The 18755-nt window shown below is 59.4% G+C and carries 18 protein-coding genes; 12 read left to right on the forward strand and 6 right to left on the reverse strand.

Annotation, left to right across the window (positions count from 1 at the left end; genetic code table 11):
- Nucleotides 1-49 precede the first annotated feature (49 nt).
- Nucleotides 50-2260, forward strand: coding sequence for a response regulator (locus tag ACR3EM_RS15435; protein ID WP_480471523.1), 2211 nt, complete (start codon nt 50-52; stop codon nt 2258-2260).
- Nucleotides 2261-2371: 111 nt separating this feature from the next.
- Here the strand turns inward: ACR3EM_RS15435 and yaaA are convergent, their stop codons facing one another.
- From yaaA to ACR3EM_RS15450, 3 genes are all read right to left on the reverse strand, one after another.
- Nucleotides 2372-3142 carry a peroxide stress protein YaaA gene (yaaA, locus tag ACR3EM_RS15440; RefSeq protein ID WP_480471524.1) on the reverse strand — a complete coding sequence of 257 codons (771 nt, stop codon included), beginning with the start codon at nt 3140-3142 and terminating at the stop codon, nt 2372-2374.
- A 33-nt stretch (nt 3143-3175) separates the two neighbouring features.
- Nucleotides 3176-5215, reverse strand: a complete 2040-nt coding sequence (gene recQ / locus ACR3EM_RS15445; protein ID WP_480471525.1) for a DNA helicase RecQ — start codon at nt 5213-5215, stop codon at nt 3176-3178.
- Between the two features lie 78 nt (nt 5216-5293).
- Nucleotides 5294-5581 carry a YggT family protein gene (locus tag ACR3EM_RS15450; protein ID WP_480471526.1) on the reverse strand — a complete coding sequence of 96 codons (288 nt, stop codon included), beginning with the start codon at nt 5579-5581 and terminating at the stop codon, nt 5294-5296.
- 129 nt (nt 5582-5710) lie between these two features.
- Between ACR3EM_RS15450 and ACR3EM_RS15455 the strand changes: the two genes are divergently transcribed.
- From ACR3EM_RS15455 to smpB, 10 genes are all read left to right on the forward strand, one after another.
- Nucleotides 5711-7078: an MFS transporter gene (locus tag ACR3EM_RS15455; protein WP_480471527.1), complete on the forward strand. Its 1368-nt coding sequence runs from the start codon at nt 5711-5713 to the stop codon at nt 7076-7078.
- On the forward strand, nt 7075-7938 hold the full coding sequence (gene mepA / locus ACR3EM_RS15460; RefSeq protein WP_480471528.1) for a penicillin-insensitive murein endopeptidase: 864 nt from the start codon (nt 7075-7077) through the stop codon (nt 7936-7938). Before ACR3EM_RS15455 ends, mepA begins: the two co-directional genes overlap by 4 nt.
- Nucleotides 7911-8795, forward strand: a complete 885-nt coding sequence (locus ACR3EM_RS15465) for an esterase-like activity of phytase family protein (protein ID WP_480471529.1) — start codon at nt 7911-7913, stop codon at nt 8793-8795. The genes mepA and ACR3EM_RS15465 overlap by 28 nt, the downstream gene beginning before the upstream one ends.
- A gap of 91 nt (nt 8796-8886) precedes the next feature.
- On the forward strand, nt 8887-9534 hold the full coding sequence (locus ACR3EM_RS15470) for a queuosine precursor transporter (protein ID WP_480471530.1): 648 nt from the start codon (nt 8887-8889) through the stop codon (nt 9532-9534).
- Nucleotides 9535-9797: 263 nt separating this feature from the next.
- On the forward strand, nt 9798-10217 hold the full coding sequence (gene arfB, locus ACR3EM_RS15475; protein ID WP_480471531.1) for an alternative ribosome rescue aminoacyl-tRNA hydrolase ArfB: 420 nt from the start codon (nt 9798-9800) through the stop codon (nt 10215-10217).
- Between the two features lie 54 nt (nt 10218-10271).
- Nucleotides 10272-11018 (forward strand): SDR family oxidoreductase, encoded by a 747-nt coding sequence (locus tag ACR3EM_RS15480; protein WP_480471532.1) that lies wholly within the window; start codon nt 10272-10274, stop codon nt 11016-11018.
- An 82-nt stretch (nt 11019-11100) separates the two neighbouring features.
- Nucleotides 11101-12114, forward strand: a complete 1014-nt coding sequence (locus ACR3EM_RS15485; RefSeq protein ID WP_480471533.1) for a P1 family peptidase — start codon at nt 11101-11103, stop codon at nt 12112-12114.
- Between the two features lie 113 nt (nt 12115-12227).
- Nucleotides 12228-12641, forward strand: coding sequence for a c-type cytochrome (locus ACR3EM_RS15490; RefSeq protein WP_480471534.1), 414 nt, complete (start codon nt 12228-12230; stop codon nt 12639-12641).
- A gap of 145 nt (nt 12642-12786) precedes the next feature.
- Complete coding sequence (gene idi / locus ACR3EM_RS15495; protein WP_480471535.1) at nt 12787-13329, forward strand: isopentenyl-diphosphate Delta-isomerase; 543 nt, start codon at nt 12787-12789, stop codon at nt 13327-13329.
- 44 nt (nt 13330-13373) lie between these two features.
- Nucleotides 13374-13850, forward strand: a complete 477-nt coding sequence (gene smpB / locus ACR3EM_RS15500; RefSeq protein ID WP_480471536.1) for an SsrA-binding protein SmpB — start codon at nt 13374-13376, stop codon at nt 13848-13850.
- On the opposite strand, the gene glpK is transcribed toward smpB, so the two are convergent.
- The 3 genes from glpK to panB form a co-directional block, all read right to left on the reverse strand.
- The gene (gene glpK / locus ACR3EM_RS15505; RefSeq protein ID WP_480471537.1) at nt 13847-15325 is read right to left on the reverse strand and encodes a glycerol kinase GlpK; all 1479 of its coding nucleotides are present in this window, start codon (nt 15323-15325) and stop codon (nt 13847-13849) included. The genes smpB and glpK overlap by 4 nt on opposite strands.
- A 69-nt stretch (nt 15326-15394) precedes the next feature.
- The gene (gene panC, locus ACR3EM_RS15510; protein WP_480471538.1) at nt 15395-16246 is read right to left on the reverse strand and encodes a pantoate--beta-alanine ligase; all 852 of its coding nucleotides are present in this window, start codon (nt 16244-16246) and stop codon (nt 15395-15397) included.
- Complete coding sequence (gene panB, locus ACR3EM_RS15515; RefSeq protein WP_480471539.1) at nt 16243-17082, reverse strand: 3-methyl-2-oxobutanoate hydroxymethyltransferase; 840 nt, start codon at nt 17080-17082, stop codon at nt 16243-16245. The genes panC and panB overlap by 4 nt, the downstream gene beginning before the upstream one ends.
- A 176-nt stretch (nt 17083-17258) precedes the next feature.
- Between panB and ACR3EM_RS15520 the strand changes: the two genes are divergently transcribed.
- On the forward strand, nt 17259-18740 hold the full coding sequence (locus ACR3EM_RS15520) for an ABC transporter substrate-binding protein (RefSeq protein WP_480471944.1): 1482 nt from the start codon (nt 17259-17261) through the stop codon (nt 18738-18740).
- The last annotated feature ends 15 nt before the right edge of the window (nt 18741-18755 follow it).

An 18755-nucleotide genomic window follows, 5' to 3' on the forward strand; every position in this document is an offset into this window, starting at 1 on the left:
TTTTCACGCTCTGTAGCCATGCTGTGCCCGAAGCAGTGCGGGAAGCCTCATGAGTCTTGCAGAAAAACTGGCGCAGGAACGGCGCGCGCGCCTTGCCGCCGAACGGTTGTTGCAGCAGAAGCAGGCTGAGTTGTCTGCGGCCAATCGCAAACTTGGCCGCCATGCCATCGCTCTGACCCGGCAGATCGACCAGACTCAGGCCGAGGTGGCGACGGTCCGCGATGAAAACGAAAAGGTCAAATCAGACCTGACCGTTGCCAATGCCAAGGTCGAGGTTGCAGAACGCCGCCTGTGGCACTCGATCCAGACCATCCCCGATGGGTTTGCGTTTTTTGACGGCCAGAACACCCTGATTGGGGCAAATGCGGCCTATCTGAGTGTATTTGACGGGCTGGAAGAGGTCGCGCCGGGCATCACCTACGCGCGAATTCTGGAAATCCTGACTCACGAAGGGATCGTAGATATCGGCTCCGAGTCGATGACCGACTGGCAGGCCCGAATGCTGGAACGTTGGGCTCAACCATATCCCGAACCTGAGGTCATACAATTGTGGAACGGCCAGTACATACGGCTGATCGACCAACGTGGTCACGGCGGCGATGTCCTGAGCCTGGCGCTGAACATCACTGCTTCGGTCCGGCACGAGGCTGAGCTGAACGCGGCCCGTGAACGCGCCGAGGCTGCCAGCCGTGCCAAATCCGCCTTTCTGGCCAATATGAGCCACGAGATTCGCACGCCAATGAACGGCATCGTGGGCATGACCGAGCTGTTGACAGAAACCCCGCTGAACGAGGAACAGAGGCTCTATCTCAGCACGATCCGCAATTCGGGAGAGGCGTTGCTGGTCATCATCAACGATGTTCTGGACTACTCCAAGATCGAAGCTGATAAGCTGACCCTGCACCCCGAACAGTTTGATCTGGAACGCTGCATTCTTGAAGTGGCGATGCTGTTGCAACCCAGCGTGCGCGACAAGGGGCTGACGTTGCTGGTGGATTACGACCTGTTTCTGCCGACGCTGTTTGTCGGCGATCCGGGGCGGATTCGGCAGATTTTGACCAATCTGGTGGGCAACGCGGTCAAGTTCACCACGCAGGGTCATGTGCTTATCCGGGTTACCGGCGTGCCGGATACCAGCAGCCAAAGCTGCGATGTCCATGTGGCGATCGAGGATACCGGTATCGGCATCGAAGCTGACAAGGTTGTTCATATCTTTGGTGAATTCAATCAGGTTGAGGATGCGCAGAACCGTCAGTTCGAAGGCACGGGCCTTGGGCTTGCCATCACCAAACGCCTGATCACCATCATGGGCGGCGGGGTCTGGGTCGAAAGTGAGGTGGACAAAGGCTCGTGCTTCGGATTTCGTATTTCCTTGCCAACGGCCGAAGGTCCGCAGCCCGCCCCGCCCGATCTGGACGGGCGCTTACGCCATGTTTTGGTGGTCGAAAATCTCGCGGTGAACCGCGCCATTCTGACCAAGCAATTGGGGCGCCTCGGCTCGCGCGTATCAGTTTGCGCCACGGGGGCCGAGGCGCTCTCGCTGGTGGATGCAAGCATGGACCTGATCCTGTGCGATCATGATTTGCCGGACATGGATGGGTTAGAATTGGCCACCACCCTGCGTGAAAAAGGATGGGGGGATTTACCGATCGTTGTGATGTCTGCCAACCCGGGCGTCATCCATGCCGATCCGGCTCAACATCTGATTGAGGGCGTTCTGCAAAAACCGATCCCGCGCGCGGAGCTTTATTCCCGGCTACTTGCCCTGGGCGCGCCCGGCTTCGAAGCGGCTCATGGTGGGCCCGTCGAGGTCCGAACAAACGCACAGCCCGGTACTCCGGATCAAAGGTGGATGCGTGTTCTGGCCGCTGAGGACAATCGAACCAATCAGTTGATCCTGAAAAAGATGATGAAAGATCTGAACATCGATCTGAAATTTGTCTCCAACGGGTTGGAGGCGGTTGAGGCTGCCATCGAATTCAACCCGGACCTGATCTTCATGGATATCTCAATGCCCAAGATGGACGGCAAAGAAGCAACAACCGAAATTCGACGGCGTGAAATCGGAACTGACCGCCATGTTCCCGTTGTCGCATTGACCGCACACGCCATGGCCGGGGACGATCAGAGTATTCTGGCTGCAGGGCTGGATCATTATTTGACCAAACCTTTGCACAAAAAGCTGATCCATCAGATGATCGTGAATTACTGTCCAGACGGCGCTCATCCGGTGTCCAAAGACTCCGAACCTGCCAATTAGGCTCGCATTCAGGCAGAGCGGTATGCTTCGATCCACTCTTCATCTGGCTATAAATATCACGGGGAGCGCGAGGGGCTGGCCCTTCGCTCCGCCCTCAACACCTGCAGAAAATCAGGCCTGATAGGGGCGTATAAAAACCGGCTTGTCTTCTTCCGACAGCTCAGGGCGATACTCATATCCGCCCGTATCAAAATCCAGCAATCCTTTTGGATCGCTCAGCCTATGCTGAATGACATATCGCGCCATCGCCCCGCGTGCTTTCTTTGCAAAGAAGCTCACGATTTTCGGGGTCCCGCCTTTGTCCTCCATGAACACCGGCGTAATCACTCGCAGTTTTAGCGCCTTCAGGTCTACCGCTCCGAAATATTCCTGACTGGCGCAATTCACCAGAACATCCGCGCCAATCTGCGCGCCCTGCGCATTCAGTGCCTTACTTAGTTGATCCCGCCAATATTCATAAAGGTTCTTGCCGCGCCGGGTTTTCAGCCTGCTGCCCATCTCCAGCCGATAGGGCTGGATCGCATCCAGTGGGCGTAGCACGCCATATAGACCTGACAGGATACGTAGGTGATCCTGCGCCCAGGCCATCTCATCGGCGTCCAGGGACGCGGCCTCAAGGCCCTGATAGGTGTCGCCTGCAAAGGCCAGGGCAGCGGGGCGTGTGGCGTCCGCCTCCGGTGCGTCCGAAAATGCGCGATAGCGGTCGCGGTTCAGCCGGGCCAGATCATCGCTCAGATCCATCAGCTTCTTCAGGTCACCCAAAGTCAGATTTCGCGCTGTCTTGGACAATCGGATCGCATCGTCTTGGAAGTCGGGTTGCGTCACTTCGATATCGCGCTCAGCCCAGTCCAGCCGCTTGGCCGGGGAAATCACTACCAGCATATCCGCCCTCTTTCCTTGCCTGATGGGCTGTATCTAGCTCGCCTGACGCAGCACGTCCAGAAAGGCGGCCCCAAACCTTTCGTGACGTCGGTCGCCCAATACCTGCTCCATCCCGCGCGGATCATCCGCGCGCAGCTGTGCCACTTTGGCCAGTTGCGAGGCCGAACAGGTCAGAGGTTTGTCGATGCCTGCCGGTCCACGCGCCAGATCGTTCTGCACGGCCAAAAGCTGATCGTAGATCTCACCCTGATCCCGGCCCGCCAGCTTGCGGCGCGCCGGATGCAACACTTCGGCTTCTCCGGCAATCACCTCAAGAAAGGTGTCGCCGTAGCGTTCCAGTTTCTTCGCGCCCACACCGCCGATCCGAGCCATGTCGTCCAGCGTCATGGGGCGTTTCTCGGCCATTTCAATCAGTGTACGGTCGGGGAAGATGACATAAGCGGGAACCCGTGCGGCCTCGGCCAAAGCGCGGCGTTTGGCTTTTAGGGCGGATAGCAGCGGCGCATCTTCTTCGGCGACCATGGCCTTGACCGCGGGGCGGCGTGTGGCTTTGCGGATCGTATCCTTGCGCAGATTGATTTGCACCTCGCCCTTCAGGATCGGTTTCGCCGCTTCCGTCATACGCAACGCGCCGTGCCGTTCGGGATCGGGGCGGACAAGGTCGTGGCCCATCATCTGCCGGAAGATCGCCTGCCATTGCGGGCGGGACCAGTCTTTTCCGATGCCCCAGGTGGACAAGGCATCGTGACGGCGGGCGCGGATTTTATCAGTCTCATTGCCCAGCAGAATGTCGATCAGGTGGCCCGCGCCAAACCATTCTTCGGTACGCAGGATTGCAGACAAGGCCATACGAACCGGGGTCGTACCGTCGAACACTTCGGGTGGCGTGTCACACAGATCGCATTTGCCGCAGGGTTCTGTGTGTTCGCCGAAATAGCCCAGTAATGCCTGACGGCGACACACCAGAGCCTCGGCCAGACCCAGCAAAGCGTTCAGGCGGGCGTGATCGGCCATACGCCGTTCAGGCGGCGCGAGCCCTTCGTCGATCTGCGACCGGCGCAGGCGGATATCGTCGGGGCCAAACAGGGTCAGGGTTTCGGCGGGGCCACCATCCCGGCCCGCGCGGCCGATTTCCTGATAATAGGCTTCGATGGATTTCGGCAGGTCCGCATGGGCGACCCAGCGGATATCGGGTTTGTCGATTCCCATGCCAAAGGCCACGGTGGCGACGACGATCAGGCCATCTTCGCGCGCAAAGCGAGTTTCGACGATGCGCCGATCGTCGGGCTCCATCCCGCCGTGATAGTGGCAGGCGGTGTGCCCTTCGGCACGCAGCGCCTGCGCCAGCACTTCGGTTTTATTGCGTGTCCCGCAATAGACGATGCCGGATTGCCCCTTGCGGGCTGCTGCGAAGTCGAGGATCTGCTTGCGCGGCCCGTCCTTGGCGGCAAAGGCCAGATGGATATTGGGCCGGTCGAACCCGCGTAAGAATTTGCGCGGTTCCGTGCCGTCGAACAGCTTTTCGACAATCTCGTCCTGTGTCTCGGCATCCGCTGTGGCGGTAAACGCGGCCAGCGGCACATTCAGCGCGCGCCGCAGCTCTCCGATCCGCAAGTAATCGGGGCGGAAATCGTGGCCCCACTGACTGACACAATGGGCCTCATCCACGGCGATCAGGCTGACATTGATCCGCCGCAGCATTCCCAAGGCCGATCCAGCGGCCAGACGCTCCGGGGCCATGTAGAGCAGTTTGAGCCGCCCGGCCTCCAGCGCCTCCCACACTGCATCGGTTTCCTCGGGCGTGTTGCCTGAGGTCAGAGCGCCTGCCTCAACCCCGGCCTCCTGCAGCCCACGGACCTGATCCCGCATCAGCGCGATCAGCGGAGAGATCACCACCGTGACCCCGTCGCGCAGCAATGCGGGCAGTTGGAAGCATAAGGATTTACCGCCCCCGGTGGGCATGATGGCCAGCACGTTTTCGCCCGTGGTCACGGCATCGACGATCTCTTCCTGCCCGGGGCGGAAGGCGTCGAATCCAAAGACGTCTCGCAACAAGGGTGCGGAGTCGAACATGTGCGGGGCGGCCCTGTTTTATGGTTTATCTGCTCTTAAGACAGGACCATCACATACTAAGATTCGGTGAACAAGAGGTCAGTAGAAATAGACCGCATTGTTGATCAGGATAATCCGTAGCGCATAGACCGCGATCAGCACCACCAACGGCGTCAGGTCCAGCCCGCCCATATTGGGCAGAAAGCGGCGTATGGGTCCATAAATAGGCTCTAATATGCGGTTCAGCCCGTACCAAATTTGTGCCACCAGTTGCTGGTGCAGGTTCAGCACCTGGAAGTTGATCAGCCAGCTCATGATCACATGGGCAAGGATGATGAACCAGACAATGTCCAGGATCAGCAGAAGGATTTGGATCAGCGACAGCATGGGCACTCCGTTCGTCAATTGCCCTGAGACCTAAGCGTCACAGCCGCAAAGAGCAAGTGCGGCGCACTCAGCGCTTGCGCATCTGCTGAAAGCCCCGTCTTATGAAAGCAACAATAATATGGGGCAGAGATGGCTGAGATTTCCAAGCGCAAGCGCATCTGGGGCTGGTGGTTTTTCGACTGGGCCAGCCAGCCGTTCCATACATTGCTGGTGACCTTTGTCTTTGGCCCCTTTTTCGCAGGGGTCGCAGCGCAGTATTACGCAAATACCGGATTAGACACTGATACAGCGGCAGCACAGGCACAGACGGTTTGGGCGAACTGCCTGACCATCACCGGGCTGATCATCGCGTTCGGCGCGCCGTTTCTGGGCGCGATGGCGGATGTTTCGGGTCGGCGTATTCCTTGGATTCTCGGGTTTTCGGTGATGTACGCGGTGGGGTCTGCCGCGTTGTGGTACACGATGCCCGATGGCTCCAACATGTGGCTGATGCTGTCGGCCTTTGGTCTGGGCTTTGTGGGTGCGGAATATGCTCTGATCTTCATCAACTCTCAGTTGCCCGATCTGGGTGACGACAATGAGGTGGGCGAGATCTCGGGTTCGGGCTTTGCCTTCGGTTATTTCGGAGGGCTGTTGTCGCTGGCCATCATGCTGGCGCTGTTTGTTGAGCAGCCCAATGGCAAGACCTTGATCGGAATCGCACCAATCCTCGGGCTGGATGCTGCCGCGCAAGAGGGTACGCGGTTTGTCGGGCCGTTCACTGCGGGCTGGTTCATGCTGTTCATGGTGCCGTACTTTCTGTGGGTCCGTGACGATCCGGAGGCCAACAAACAGGGCAGTTTGGGAGACGCGCTGCGCCTGCTCGGCAAATCCGTGGCCGCGTTGCGTCATCGGGTCAGTCTGGCGACCTATTTGGGCTCCTCGATGTTCTACCGCGATGCGCTGAACGGGCTTTACAGCTTTGGCGGCGTCTATGCGCGGTTGGTGCTCGAATGGGACCTGATCAAGATCGGTGTATTCGGAATCGTCAGCGTTCTGGCCTCGGCCATTTTTGCGTGGATTGGTGGCAAGATGGATCGGAAATACGGCCCTAAACCGGTGATTTTGGTGGCGATCTGGGTGTTGATCTTCGTCTGCCTCACCGTGGTTTTGATGGACCGGACGCAAATCTATGGCATCGCTTTGCCCGAAGGCTCGGGGCTGCCGGATATGGTGTTCTTTGGATGCGGTATTCTGATCGGCGGGATGGGCGGGGTTCTGCAATCCGCCAGTCGTTCGATGATGGTGCGTCATACCGATCCAGAAACGCCGGTCGAAAGCTTCGGACTTTATGGTTTGTCAGGCCGGGCAACCGCCTTTGCCGCGCCGCTGCTGATCGGAATTGCCACAACTGTCACCGGCAGTGCACGTCTGGGGGTGTCACCGATCATTCTGTTGTTTATTCTGGGTCTAGTCCTGATGCGCTGGGTGAAACCGGAAGGGGATCAGAGCAGATGATTTTACTACGTTTTCTGGCCGTTTTGGCCGCTTTGACATTGGCAGGCACCGCAGGGGCGCAACCCCTGGCGAAGCAATTGTTCGGGTCCCAAAAGGTGGGGTCGCAGCAGAAGTCTGCCGCTTTCGGCAGTTATTCGCGCGGATGCGCCGCCGGGTCGGTGCAATTACCTGAAACGGGTCCGACATGGCAGGCCATGCGCCTGTCGCGCAATCGCAATTGGGGGCATCCTCAGGCGATCGACTATGTGCAGGACCTTAGCCGCTTTGCCGCGAAACAGCCGGGTTGGAATGGTCTCTATATCGGGGATATCAGCCAGCCGCGGGGTGGGCCGATGACCTCGGGCCATCGATCCCACCAGTTGGGATTGGATATCGATATCTGGATGCTGCCCGGCAATGATATGCGCCTCAGCCGTAAGGCCCGCGAGAATATCTCGTCGATTTCCCTGCGCCGATCCAATGGTGCATTCGTGAACGGCAACTGGACCAAGCAGCATCATGCGGTGTTGCGTGAAGCCGCCAAAGATAAGCGCGTCGCGCGGATTTTCGTGTTCCCCGGTGCCAAGGTGCAGATGTGCAAGGACGAGAAGGGGAACCGGGCCTATCTGCGCAAAATCCGGCCGTGGTGGGGGCATCACTATCATTTCCACGTGCGCCTGAACTGCCCGAAGGGGTCGCGCGGTTGCGTCAATCAGGACCCGCCGCCCAAGGGCGACGGTTGCGCCGAGGCGCAGCAATGGGTCCAGAATATCCTGAACCCGCCGCCGCCCGATCCGAACGCGCCACCGCCGAAGAAACGCCGTGAATACCGCCTGGCCGATCTGCCGCAACAATGCGCATCCGTTTTGCAATCCAACTGATTGTTGGGCTGGCGCTGGCCGGGATCGCTTGGGCTGTCGATATCAAGACAGCAACGCCCTTGGACAGTTTCGCCTGGCGTCATGATGCCGGTTGGTTCGGCGGGTTTTCGGCCATCCATATCTCGGACAACGGGCGGCATATGATTGCAGTCAGCGATCGCGCCCGACTGGTGACCGCGAATATCGATCGAGAAGGGGATCGGATCATCGGAATCCAAATCCACGGCCAATGGCCTGTCCTGTCCAGCAATGGCAGCAGGATGAAAGGGCGTGCCGGAGATTCCGAGGGGATTGCCCTCGCGCCAGATGGTAGCCATTACATCTCGTTCGAAGGGGTGCATCGCGTCGCCCGTTTTACCGGACCGAATGCGCGGGCACGGGTATTGCCGCGCCCCAGAGAGTTTCAAACCCTCGACATCAACGGCTCGTTCGAGGCATTGGCGCTGGATGAGCAAGACCGCTTGTACACCCTGCCTGAAAAAAGCCGAACGGCACGCGGCGAAATTCCCGTCTATCGCTGGGATGGTCTGTCGTGGTCGACGCCTTTCATGCTAGCGCCACGCGACGGATTTCTGCCGGTCGCAGCCGATTTCGGCCCAGATGGCCGTTTTTATTTGCTGGAGCGAAAGGTTGCTCTGATCGGATTCCGATCCCGGTTGCGGCGTTGGCAGATCGATCGTGATCAACCCATCGCCGAAGAAATTCTGTTTGAAACAAGCACCGGCACCCATGACAACCTCGAAGGCCTATCGGTCTGGCGTGACGATCAGCACCGGCTCCGGGCCACCATGATCTCGGACGACAACTTTCTGGCGCTGCAGCGCACCGAGTTGGTGGAATATCTGCTGCCTGATTGACAGGGCAATGCCAAAGGTCTAAACGCACGGCTTGCCTTGGGATGAGCCCGGGGCCAAGTCGCCGCTACCTTGTCAAAACGGGCATCTGTAAATGCAACGCTCTTATATTCCCGGCATCCTTGCCATGGCCTCGATCGTCGTGGCCTCAAACATCCTGGTCCAGTTCCTGATCCTTGACGGTCTGTTGACCTGGGGTGCTTTCTCCTATCCGCTGGCCTTTCTGGTCACTGACATCATGAACCGCGTCTATGGCGTAGGTCCGGCCCGCAAAGTCGTGTTCGCAGGGTTTGTCACCGGTATGATCTGCTCGCTGATCGGCAGCCAGATCATGCTGCAGGGCGACGGGTTTACCTATGCCGCCGTACCGCTGCGGATTGCTGTAGCCTCGGGTACCGCCTTCCTGATCGCGCAACTGACCGATGTCACCGTGTTCAACTCGCTGCGCGGTGGTCGCTGGTGGCGTGCTCCGCTGGTTTCGACACTGGTCGGTTCAGCGCTGGACACCGCAATTTTCTTCACCCTGGCCTTCTCGGCCTCGGTCACATTCTTCGGCGCAGACGCTGACGCTGCGATCAACTGGGCGTGGGAACCGGTGCCCTTCTTGCTGTCCGGCCCGATGGCGCCGCTGTGGGTAACGCTGGCCTTCGCAGATTGGCTGGTAAAACTCTCGCTGGCCCTGATCGCCCTGATCCCGTTCAAGGTGATCGTCGCCCGTCTGACCGCCGCACAGCCTGCGTAAAAAAGTTCTTTGAGATTGGCACAACTTGTGTCACGCTCCTTGTTAACCGCAACAGATAGAAAAGGAGGTGATCCAGTGTCGAGAAAGAGATTGGAGAGAGGTGTCGGAACAACCGGGGGGATCGCCTGTTAAGGCAGCCCTTGGCGGAGCGCTCGCTCCGGCTGGTCGATTGATCTAACCGACCCGACCTCCTGAACTTTCGAAGGGCCGTCCCGCCGGGGCGGCCCTTTTTGTTTCCATCTGCGGCTTGTAAGGTCTGCCCCATGTTGCGCATCACCGACGATATCGCCTTACAGGATTGGGAAATGACCGAGAGCTTTGTGCGCTCGTCCGGTCCCGGCGGGCAGAATGTCAACAAGGTCTCGACCGCCGTTGAGCTGCGGTTCGAGGCCGCGCGCTCTCCTTCGTTGCCTGATCCGGTCAAGAGCCGGTTGAAACGTCTGGCCGGTCGGCGCTGGACCAAAGATGGTGTAATCATCATTCAATGCGAAGAGACCCGCTCGCAGGCCCGCAACCGCGAAATCGCCCGTGCGAGGCTGGCTGAACTCATCACCCGCGCATTGCTCAAACCCAAGCGCCGGATTGCTACCAAACCCACCTACGGCTCGGTCAAGCGACGGCTGGCGGCAAAAAAGGCGCGATCGGACGTGAAGGCGCTGCGGGGCAAGATCTCGGAAGATTAATCTGGTAACTTCGCGCGGCCTTGCTAGTCTGACCCGACAAGGGAGAGCAAGATCATGAGGTTAGAGGGAAAAACCGCAATCGTCACCGGCGGCGCATCCGGCTTTGGTGCCGGTATCGTGCAGAAATTCCTGACCGAAGGGGCGCGGGTCATGATCGCCGATATCAATGGCGACGCGGCCGAGGTTCAGGCAAAGCAGCACGGGCCGGGTGCCATCGCGCAGCAGGTGGATGTGGCCGAGGCGAAGTCGGTGCAAGCGATGGCGGATGCGGTCGCTGCCTCCTTTGGGCATCTCGACATTCTGGTCAACAACGCAGGCGTGACTCATCTGCCCACCCCACTTGAAGAGGTCGAAGAAGCCGACTTTGACCGCATCTTCAATGTGAATATGAAATCGGTTTACCTGACCGCTCGCGCCTTTGTCCCGCAGATGAAAGCGCGGGGCACCGGTGCGATCCTGAACGTGGCCTCAACGGCTGGCTTATCGCCGCGTCCCAACCTGAACTGGTACAACGCCTCCAAAGGTTGGATGATCACCGCAACCAAAACCATGGCGGTGGAATTGGCCCCCTCCGGCGTCCGCGTCAATGCCATCTGCCCGGTTGCCGGAGAAACCCCTCTGCTGAAATCCTTCATGGGCGAAGACACGCCCGAAATCCGCGCCAAGTTCCTGTCGACGATTCCGCTGGGCCGCTTCTCGACCCCAGAAGACATGGCCAACGCCGCCTGCTTTCTCTGTTCGGACGAAGCCAGCATGATCACCGGAGCGGCCCTCGAAGTGGACGGAGGACGATGTATCTGATCTATTCTTCATCTGGCCAAAAATATCTCCGCCGGAGGCGGCGCGCGCCAGCGTGCTTCCCAGCACAACATCCGAGATCCAAATGACCCCCGGACCCAGCAACCTGATCACCGATATCCCTGGCCTGAAGGTCGGCAACGCGCAGGATGAGGCGCTGAAATCGGGTACAACCGTGCTGACGGCGGAGCATCCTTTCGTCGCTTCGGTGCATGTCATGGGGGGCGCGCCCGGCACGCGCGAAACGGACCTCTTGGCACCCGACAAATCGGTTCAACATGTGGACGCGATCGCGTTGTCCGGAGGTTCGGCCTTCGGGCTCGATGCCTGTTCGGGCGTATCTGACGCCCTCCATGCCGAAAAGCGCGGATTTCAGGTGGGTCCGGCTGTCGTGCCGATTGTGCCCGGGGCGATTCTGTTCGACCTGCTGAATGGCGGAGACAAGGACTGGACCGAAAACCCCTATCGCGCGCTTGGCAAAGCCGCTTATCTGGCCGCCTCACCGAAATTTGAATTGGGGTCAGTCGGGGCTGGAACCGGCGCATTGGCGGCGATGCACAAGGGCGGGCTGGGTTCGGCATCGCTGATGCTTGAGGGGGGCGTAACCGTTGGCGCATTGGTCGCGGCAAACCCTCTCGGCAGTGTGACAACGTCGGGTGACCGTCATTTCTGGGCTGCTCCGTTCGAAATCGATGCCGAGTTCGGCGGCCTCGGGCCAGATCCGGCCTCGGGTCTCGGGCGCAGCCATGTCAGCCGTAAGGCACAGGCGATGCATCCGGCCCCACCGGACGACGCAAATACCACGATAGCCATTGTCGCAACGGATGCGGCCCTGACCAAGCCGCAATGTCAACGGCTGGCGGTTGCGGCCCATGATGGCATCTCACGCGCGATTGTCCCCGCCCATACGCCAGGGGACGGAGATCTGGTATTTGGCCTCAGCACGGGCACTCACGCCGTCGCGCCCGAGGCCATGGCGTTGATTGGTCACGCGGCTTCGATATGCCTTGCGCGAGCGATTGCGCGTGCAATCTATCTGGCCACACCCCGCCCAGGCGATCTGTTGCCCTGTTGGTCACAATTACATGACTTCGGTTAAGGACGACCGGTAACGCCTTGTGACAGGGTGCCCTCGCGCGGCAATCTGCGCGTTGACTCTCTGCTGTGCCAGCGGTCCATTCGGTGCAGCCAATTTGTATCGGAGCAAAAGCTATGAATCGTATCCTTGCCACCGCAATTGCCGGCCTGCTGGCCCTTCCCGTTTATGCGGAAGGCGACGCCGAAGCTGGTAAGAAGACCTTTAACAAATGCAAGTCTTGCCATCAGATCGCTGACCCTGCAGGTGAAGTGATCGTCAAGGGCGGCAAGACCGGCCCGAACCTCTACGGGATCGCGGGCCGTACCGCGGGGACCGTCGAAGGGTTCAAATACGGTGACAGCATCGTTGCCGCTGGTGAAAACGGGCTGGTTTGGGATGAAGAGACTTTTGTCTCCTACGCCCAGGATCCTAAAGCGTTTCTGAAGGACTATCTGGGCGAAACCTCGGCCAAATCGAAGATGACCTTCAAGCTGAAGAAGGGCGCCGAAGATGTTTACGCCTATATCGTGAGCGTATCCGGCGAATAATCCGCCTTTCACAACCCATGAGACGTACAAAAGGCCGCAGCCCCTGCGGCCTTTCGTGCGATTGAACAAATGCCTGTTCAGCGCCACCTTGAACGGATGCCGGTGATGTGTTTCGCGCCGGTGTTGCGACAACAGGAGACGACAGATGGGTATCATGATCCCGGCCTGGGTTGAGGGTGAACTGACTCCCGTCGACAAGCTTGAAGCGCATGAAAAAGGCCTCAAGCACAAGGCTGTGTCAGTCTTTGCCGTCCGTGGAACCGAGATTTTGCTGCAGCGCCGGGCGCTGGAAAAATACCATACGCCGGGTCTGTGGGCGAACACGTGCTGCACCCATCCGGACTGGAACGAAACAGCTTCGGCGTGTGCCGTGCGTCGCCTGCAGGAAGAGCTGGGCATCACCGGGCTTTATCCCGAATACCGGCACCGGCTTGAATATCACGCGGATGTGGGCAACGGGCTGGTCGAGAACGAGGTGGTCGATGTCTTTCTGGCCCATGTGCGCGGACCGTTGAAGATCGAGCCTAATCCCAGCGAAGTAATGGATCTGCGCTGGATCGACTATCACGATCTTCTGGCCGAAGTGCAGCGCCACCCGACCCGCTTTACGCCATGGCTGAAGATTTACCTGCACAATCATGCAGACACGATCTTTGGACCCGATCTAATAATCTCGGCCACTTCGTAAGCCTGCCTTGCAAGGCGCGCGCAAGCGGCATACATCAACGCGTCATGGCCAAGCAGAAGACAGACCCGAATTACAAAGTCATCGCCGAGAACCGGCGTGCCCGCTTCGATTACGCGATCGAGGACGATATCGAGTGCGGTATTGTGCTGGAAGGGTCCGAGGTCAAATCCCTGCGCGCAGGCGGGTCGAACATCGCCGAGAGCTACGCCTCGGTCGATGATGGGGAACTCTGGCTGATCAACAGCTATATCGCACCCTATGAGCAGGCGAAGGTCTTCAAGCATGAAGAGCGTCGCCGCCGCAAGCTGCTGGTGTCACGCAAGGAACTGTCGAACCTGTGGAACGCGACTCAGCGCAAGGGCATGACACTGGTGCCGCTGGTTCTGTATTTCAATCACAAGGGCCGGGCGAAGCTGAAGATCGGTATCGCCAAGGGTAAGAAGCTGCACGACAAGCGCGAAACGCAGGCCAAGCGGGATTGGTCACGTCAGAAGCAGCGCCTGATGAAAGACCACAGCTAGAACGCCATGGTCGCCTGAACGGCCCGCTGCCAGCGTGCATAGGCCGCATCGCGATCCGCTTCGGACATTTTCGGTTCAAACCGGCGGTCCAGATCCCATGTGGTGGCAAACCCGGCCTGATCCGGGTAAACGCCAGCCTTCATCCCGGCCAGCCACGCGGCCCCCAAAGCGGTGGTTTCCTGCATCACCGGGCGATCCACCGGTGCGCCGAGGATGTTTGACAGGCCCTGCATGGTCCAGTCTGAGGCGCTCATGCCGCCGTCGACGCGCAGGATGACATCGGCCTCGCTGCCCCAGTCGCCCTGCATGGCGTGCCACAGGTCGCGGGTCTGGAAAGCGATGCTCTCCAGCGTCGCGCGGGCAAATTCCGCGCGACCCGAGTTGCGGGTCAGGCCAAACATGGCACCGCGGCAATCGGGCTTCCAATAAGGCGCGCCGAGCCCGGTGAAGGCCGGCACAAGCACCACGTGCTGGTTCGGGTCGGCCTGCGCGGCCAGATCGCCGCTTTGGGGTGCTGCCTCCAGAATCTGAAGCGCGTCGCGAAGCCATTGCACAGCAGCCCCTGCAATAAAGATCGAACCTTCGAGCGCATAGGTTTTCTGCCCGTCCAACTGATAGGCGATCGTTGTCAGCAGGCGGTTTTGGGACATCACTGGCTGCGTACCGGTATTGAGCAGCGCGAAACAGCCTGTGCCGTAGGTAGATTTCATCATTCCCGGCTCAAAACAGGCTTGCCCGATGGTGGCAGCCTGCTGGTCGCCTGCGACGCCCAAGATGGGAATGTCACCGCCAAACATCGTGGTCGAGCCGAAGTCCGACGCGCAATCCTGTACGTTGGGCAGCATAGTCGCAGGAACGCCCAGCATATCGCAGATTTCGCCGCTCCATTCGCCTTTGTGGATATCAAACAGCAGGGTGCGCGCGGCGTTTGTGGCGTCTGTGGCGTGGACGCTGCCCCCGGTCAAACGCCAGATCAGGAACGTGTCGATAGTGCCGAACAAAAGCTCTCCGGCCTCGGCCCGATCGCGCGCACCCGGGACGGTGTCCAGTATCCATTTGACCTTGGTGCCCGAGAAATACGGATCCAGCAGCAGGCCGGTTTGAGCGGTCACGTCATCCTCGCAGCCCGCTTGTTTGAAGCGTGCACATATCTCGGCGGTGCGGCGGTCCTGCCAGACGATCGCGTTGTGAATGGGTTTGCCGGTTGCACGGTCCCAGACCACAGTGGTTTCGCGCTGATTGGTGATGCCGATCCCGGCGATCTGATCGGCCGAGATGCCGGTGGTCTCCATCACCTCGCGGCAAACATTCAGGGCGCTGGTCCAGATATCTTCGGGGTCATGTTCCACCCAGCCTTCCTGCGGAAAGTGCTGTGGGAATTCCTGCTGCGCTGTGCCCACGCGCTGCATTTGCGCGTCGAACAGAATGGCTCGTGATGATGTCGTGCCCTGATCGATTGCCAGAATATAGGTCATGCCTGCGCCCCTCCCGCTTTGGTTTTGCGGGACTTTAGCGCAAACAACGGGAAAACTGCCAGAGTGGAATTACGCCTTTGAGACCGGCAGATTGTCGATCAGCCGCACCCCATCTGCCCAAGCCGCCGCGAACAGACGGGCGGGACGGTCGGCGTGCGTCAATGGTTCCAGCGTGTCAGCGCAGCGCAACTGCACATATTCCACATCCGTAAACCCCGCCGACAGCAGATCGGTTTGCGCCTGTGCGGCAAGCGTATCGAAAGGGACGCCCTTTCCCAAAGCCTCGGCCAGTGCGTGCATGATGCGATGTTTTTCGGCCGCAACCCGCAGCCCTTCAGCCGACAGTCTTTGATTGCGCGATGACATGGCCAGACCTGATGCCTCACGCACTGTCGGGCAGCCGACCACCTCGATGGGGATATCCAGATCGCGGGCCATGCGCCGTACGACCATCAGCTGTTGATAGTCTTTTTCACCGAAATAGGCTCGATCGGCCTGTGTCTGCAGGAACAGTTTGGCGACAACCGTGGCCACGCCGTCAAAGTGGCCGGGGCGGAATTCGCCTTCCATCACATCGGTCAGCCCCGCGACCGAAACGGTGGTGGCAAAGCCCTTCGGATAGATCTCATCCGGATCGGGAACGTAGATCGCATCAACCTGAAACGGGGACAGCTTTTCGGCGTCTTCATGTTCAGTGCGCGGATAGTTCGCCAGATCTTCGGGATTGTTGAACTGCTTGGGATTCACGAAGATCGTAACGATGACCCGATCCGTGCCCGCCTTTGCCGCCTCGACCAGCGACAGGTGACCCTGATGCAACGCACCCATCGTCGGGACAACACCGATGGTCTCTCCATCATTGCGCCACATCGTGGTCAGCGCGCGCAGATCCGCAAGCTTGCGAAGAATGGGCGCGGTCATGATTTATTGCCTTTTGCAGGGGCTTGGTCTGCAAAGACGTGTTCGTCTGCAGGGAAACTGCGTGCGCGGACCTCGGCGGCATATTCGGCGATGGCAGCTTCGGCCTGCGGGCCAAGATCGGCATAGCGTTTGACGAATTTCGGTTTGAAGGCAGTGAAAAAGCCGAGCATGTCGTCAACCACAAGAATCTGTCCGTCGCACCCGGCCGAGGCGCCGATACCGATGGTCGGGATCGGGATTTCGCGGGTGATCCGGTCTGCCAGACCTTGTGGAACCTTCTCTAACACGACCGAAAACGCACCTGCCTCGGCTACCGCTTGGGCATCGGCCAGCACCGCCTCAGCCTGTTCATCGCGGCCCTGCACCTTGTAGCCACCCAAGGTGTTGATCGATTGCGGCGTCAGGCCGATATGGGCCATCACCGGGACACCGCGCTTGACCAGAAAGCGGATGGTCTCGGCCATTTCCACGCCGCCTTCCAGCTTCACCGCCCCGGCACCGGTTTCCGACATCAGCCTGGCGGCGTTGCGAAACGCCTGTGCAGGCTCGTGCTCGTAACTGGCAAAGGGCATGTCGATGACCATCATCGCCCTGTCCAGCCCGCGTGCAACGGCCTGACCATGCAAGATCATCATCTCCATCGTCACGCCAAGGGTCGAAGTCAGCCCGTGCAACACCATGCCGACGCTGTCGCCCACCAGAACAAAATCGCAATGGGCATCCATCAGACGCGCCATAGGTGTCGTGTAGGCGGTCAGCGAAACCAGAGGATCGGTGCCTTTCCGGGCGCGGATATCCTCGGCATTCGGGGCTGTCTTGCGGGCGGTGGCGCTCATGCTCGCTCCTCGCAGGGTTTATGTTGCAGCGCGGCATAGCAGATCGGACCGGGACCATGAAACCCCGGTTGCGCGAACATTTCCTTGATTGACCTGAGGTTTAAAGGGAAATTGGTCTCAGAACGATCCGCAATCGGCGGACCAACCTGACACAGTGGGGAGTGAATTTCATGGGAATGCAATCGGTTCGGACCTTGGCCTCGGCCCTTGCGCTGGGCGCGTCTTTGCTGGCGTCGCAGGCGTTGGCGAAATCGGACATCACCATCGCGATGCAGCTGGAACCGCCGCATCTGGACCCGACCAGTGCTGCCGCGCAGGCGATTGATTCGGTGGTTTACACCAATATTTTTGAAGGCCTGACCCGGTTCATGGGTGACGGATCCGTCGTGCCCGGGCTGGCTGAAAGCTGGGAGATTTCCGAGGACGGTACGGTTTATACCTTCAAGCTACATGACGGGGTAACCTTCCATGACGGCACCACGATGGATGCCGAGGACGTCAAGTTCAGTCTGGACCGAGCCCGCGCCGATGACAGTGCCAATGCGCAGAAGGCGCTGTTTGCAGGGATCGAGAGTGTCGAGGTTGTCGATCCGTTGACCGTAAAGATCACTCTGTCCGAACCCAATGGCAATTTCCTGTTCAACCTTGCCTGGGGTGATGCGGTGATCGTGGCCTCAGAAAGCATCGAAGACATCAAGACAAACCCGGTCGGGACAGGGGCATTCACCTTTGGCGACTGGGTGCAGGGCGACAGTATCACACTGAACCGCAACCCCAACTATTGGGGCGATCAGCCCGCGTTAGAGACAGCCACGTTCAAGTTCATCTCTGATCCGACCGCCGCCTTTGCCGCCATGATGGCCGAGGATGTGGACGTGTTCGACAATTTCCCGGCACCCGAAAACCTGCCTCAGTTCGAGGCTGATCCGCGCTTTCAGGTGCTTGTCGGCTCGACCGAAGGGGAAACGATCCTGTCCACCAACAACAAGCAGGCACCGTTTGACGATATCCTCGTCCGGCAGGCTCTGGCCCACGCGATCGACCGGCAGGCCATCATCGATGGCGCGATGTTCGGCTATGGTACGCCCATCGGCACCCATTTCGCACCGCATAACCCTGCTTATGTCGATCTGACCGGCAATTCAGCCTATGACCCGGAAAAGGCCAAGGCACTTCTGGCCGAGGCCGGATACCCAGATGGGTTCGAAACCACGCTGCACCTGCCGCCGCCCTCCTATGCCCGCCGTGGGGGTGAGATCATCGCCGCGCAACTGGCTGAAGTTGGCATCACCGCCGAAATCATCAATGTCGAATGGGCGCAATGGCTGGAATCCGTGTTTAAAGGCAAGGAATTCGGCCTCACCATCGTCAGCCATACAGAGCCGATGGATATCGGCATCTACGCCCGGCCTGACTATTACTTCCAGTATGAGAGCACCGATTTTCAGGCTCTGATGGATACGCTGAACGCGACCACTGATCCGGACGAGCGGACCCGTCTGCTGGGCGAAGCGCAGCGGTTGATCTCAAGCGATTATGTCAATGGCTACCTGTTCCAACTGGCCAAGCTGGGCATCGCCAAAGCGGGTGTGCAGGGCCTGTGGGAGAACGCCCCAACCGCTGCCATCGACCTGACCGCGATCAGTTGGGACGAATGACCGCCCCAGAGGTAG

The organism is Ruegeria sp. AH3, from assembly GCF_056536265.1.

What these genes read in the sequence shown, in the direction of transcription:
- ACR3EM_RS15490 (WP_480471534.1), top strand. Translation starts at nt 12,228, where the DNA reads ATGAATCGTATCCTTGCCACCGCAATTGCCGGCCTGCTGGCCCTTCCC.
- glpK (WP_480471537.1), bottom strand. Translation starts at nt 15,325, where the DNA reads ATGACCTATATTCTGGCAATCGATCAGGGCACGACATCATCACGAGCC.
- ACR3EM_RS15435 (WP_480471523.1), top strand. Translation starts at nt 50, where the DNA reads ATGAGTCTTGCAGAAAAACTGGCGCAGGAACGGCGCGCGCGCCTTGCC.
- recQ (WP_480471525.1), bottom strand. Translation starts at nt 5,215, where the DNA reads ATGTTCGACTCCGCACCCTTGTTGCGAGACGTCTTTGGATTCGACGCC.
- ACR3EM_RS15455 (WP_480471527.1), top strand. Translation starts at nt 5,711, where the DNA reads ATGGCTGAGATTTCCAAGCGCAAGCGCATCTGGGGCTGGTGGTTTTTC.
- arfB (WP_480471531.1), top strand. Translation starts at nt 9,798, where the DNA reads ATGTTGCGCATCACCGACGATATCGCCTTACAGGATTGGGAAATGACC.
- ACR3EM_RS15465 (WP_480471529.1), top strand. Translation starts at nt 7,911, where the DNA reads ATGCGCATCCGTTTTGCAATCCAACTGATTGTTGGGCTGGCGCTGGCC.
- ACR3EM_RS15480 (WP_480471532.1), top strand. Translation starts at nt 10,272, where the DNA reads ATGAGGTTAGAGGGAAAAACCGCAATCGTCACCGGCGGCGCATCCGGC.
- idi (WP_480471535.1), top strand. Translation starts at nt 12,787, where the DNA reads ATGGGTATCATGATCCCGGCCTGGGTTGAGGGTGAACTGACTCCCGTC.
- ACR3EM_RS15450 (WP_480471526.1), bottom strand. Translation starts at nt 5,581, where the DNA reads ATGCTGTCGCTGATCCAAATCCTTCTGCTGATCCTGGACATTGTCTGG.
- ACR3EM_RS15485 (WP_480471533.1), top strand. Translation starts at nt 11,101, where the DNA reads ATGACCCCCGGACCCAGCAACCTGATCACCGATATCCCTGGCCTGAAG.
- ACR3EM_RS15470 (WP_480471530.1), top strand. Translation starts at nt 8,887, where the DNA reads ATGCAACGCTCTTATATTCCCGGCATCCTTGCCATGGCCTCGATCGTC.
- smpB (WP_480471536.1), top strand. Translation starts at nt 13,374, where the DNA reads ATGGCCAAGCAGAAGACAGACCCGAATTACAAAGTCATCGCCGAGAAC.
- panC (WP_480471538.1), bottom strand. Translation starts at nt 16,246, where the DNA reads ATGACCGCGCCCATTCTTCGCAAGCTTGCGGATCTGCGCGCGCTGACC.
- ACR3EM_RS15520 (WP_480471944.1), top strand. Translation starts at nt 17,259, where the DNA reads ATGCAATCGGTTCGGACCTTGGCCTCGGCCCTTGCGCTGGGCGCGTCT.
- panB (WP_480471539.1), bottom strand. Translation starts at nt 17,082, where the DNA reads ATGAGCGCCACCGCCCGCAAGACAGCCCCGAATGCCGAGGATATCCGC.
- mepA (WP_480471528.1), top strand. Translation starts at nt 7,075, where the DNA reads ATGATTTTACTACGTTTTCTGGCCGTTTTGGCCGCTTTGACATTGGCA.
- yaaA (WP_480471524.1), bottom strand. Translation starts at nt 3,142, where the DNA reads ATGCTGGTAGTGATTTCCCCGGCCAAGCGGCTGGACTGGGCTGAGCGC.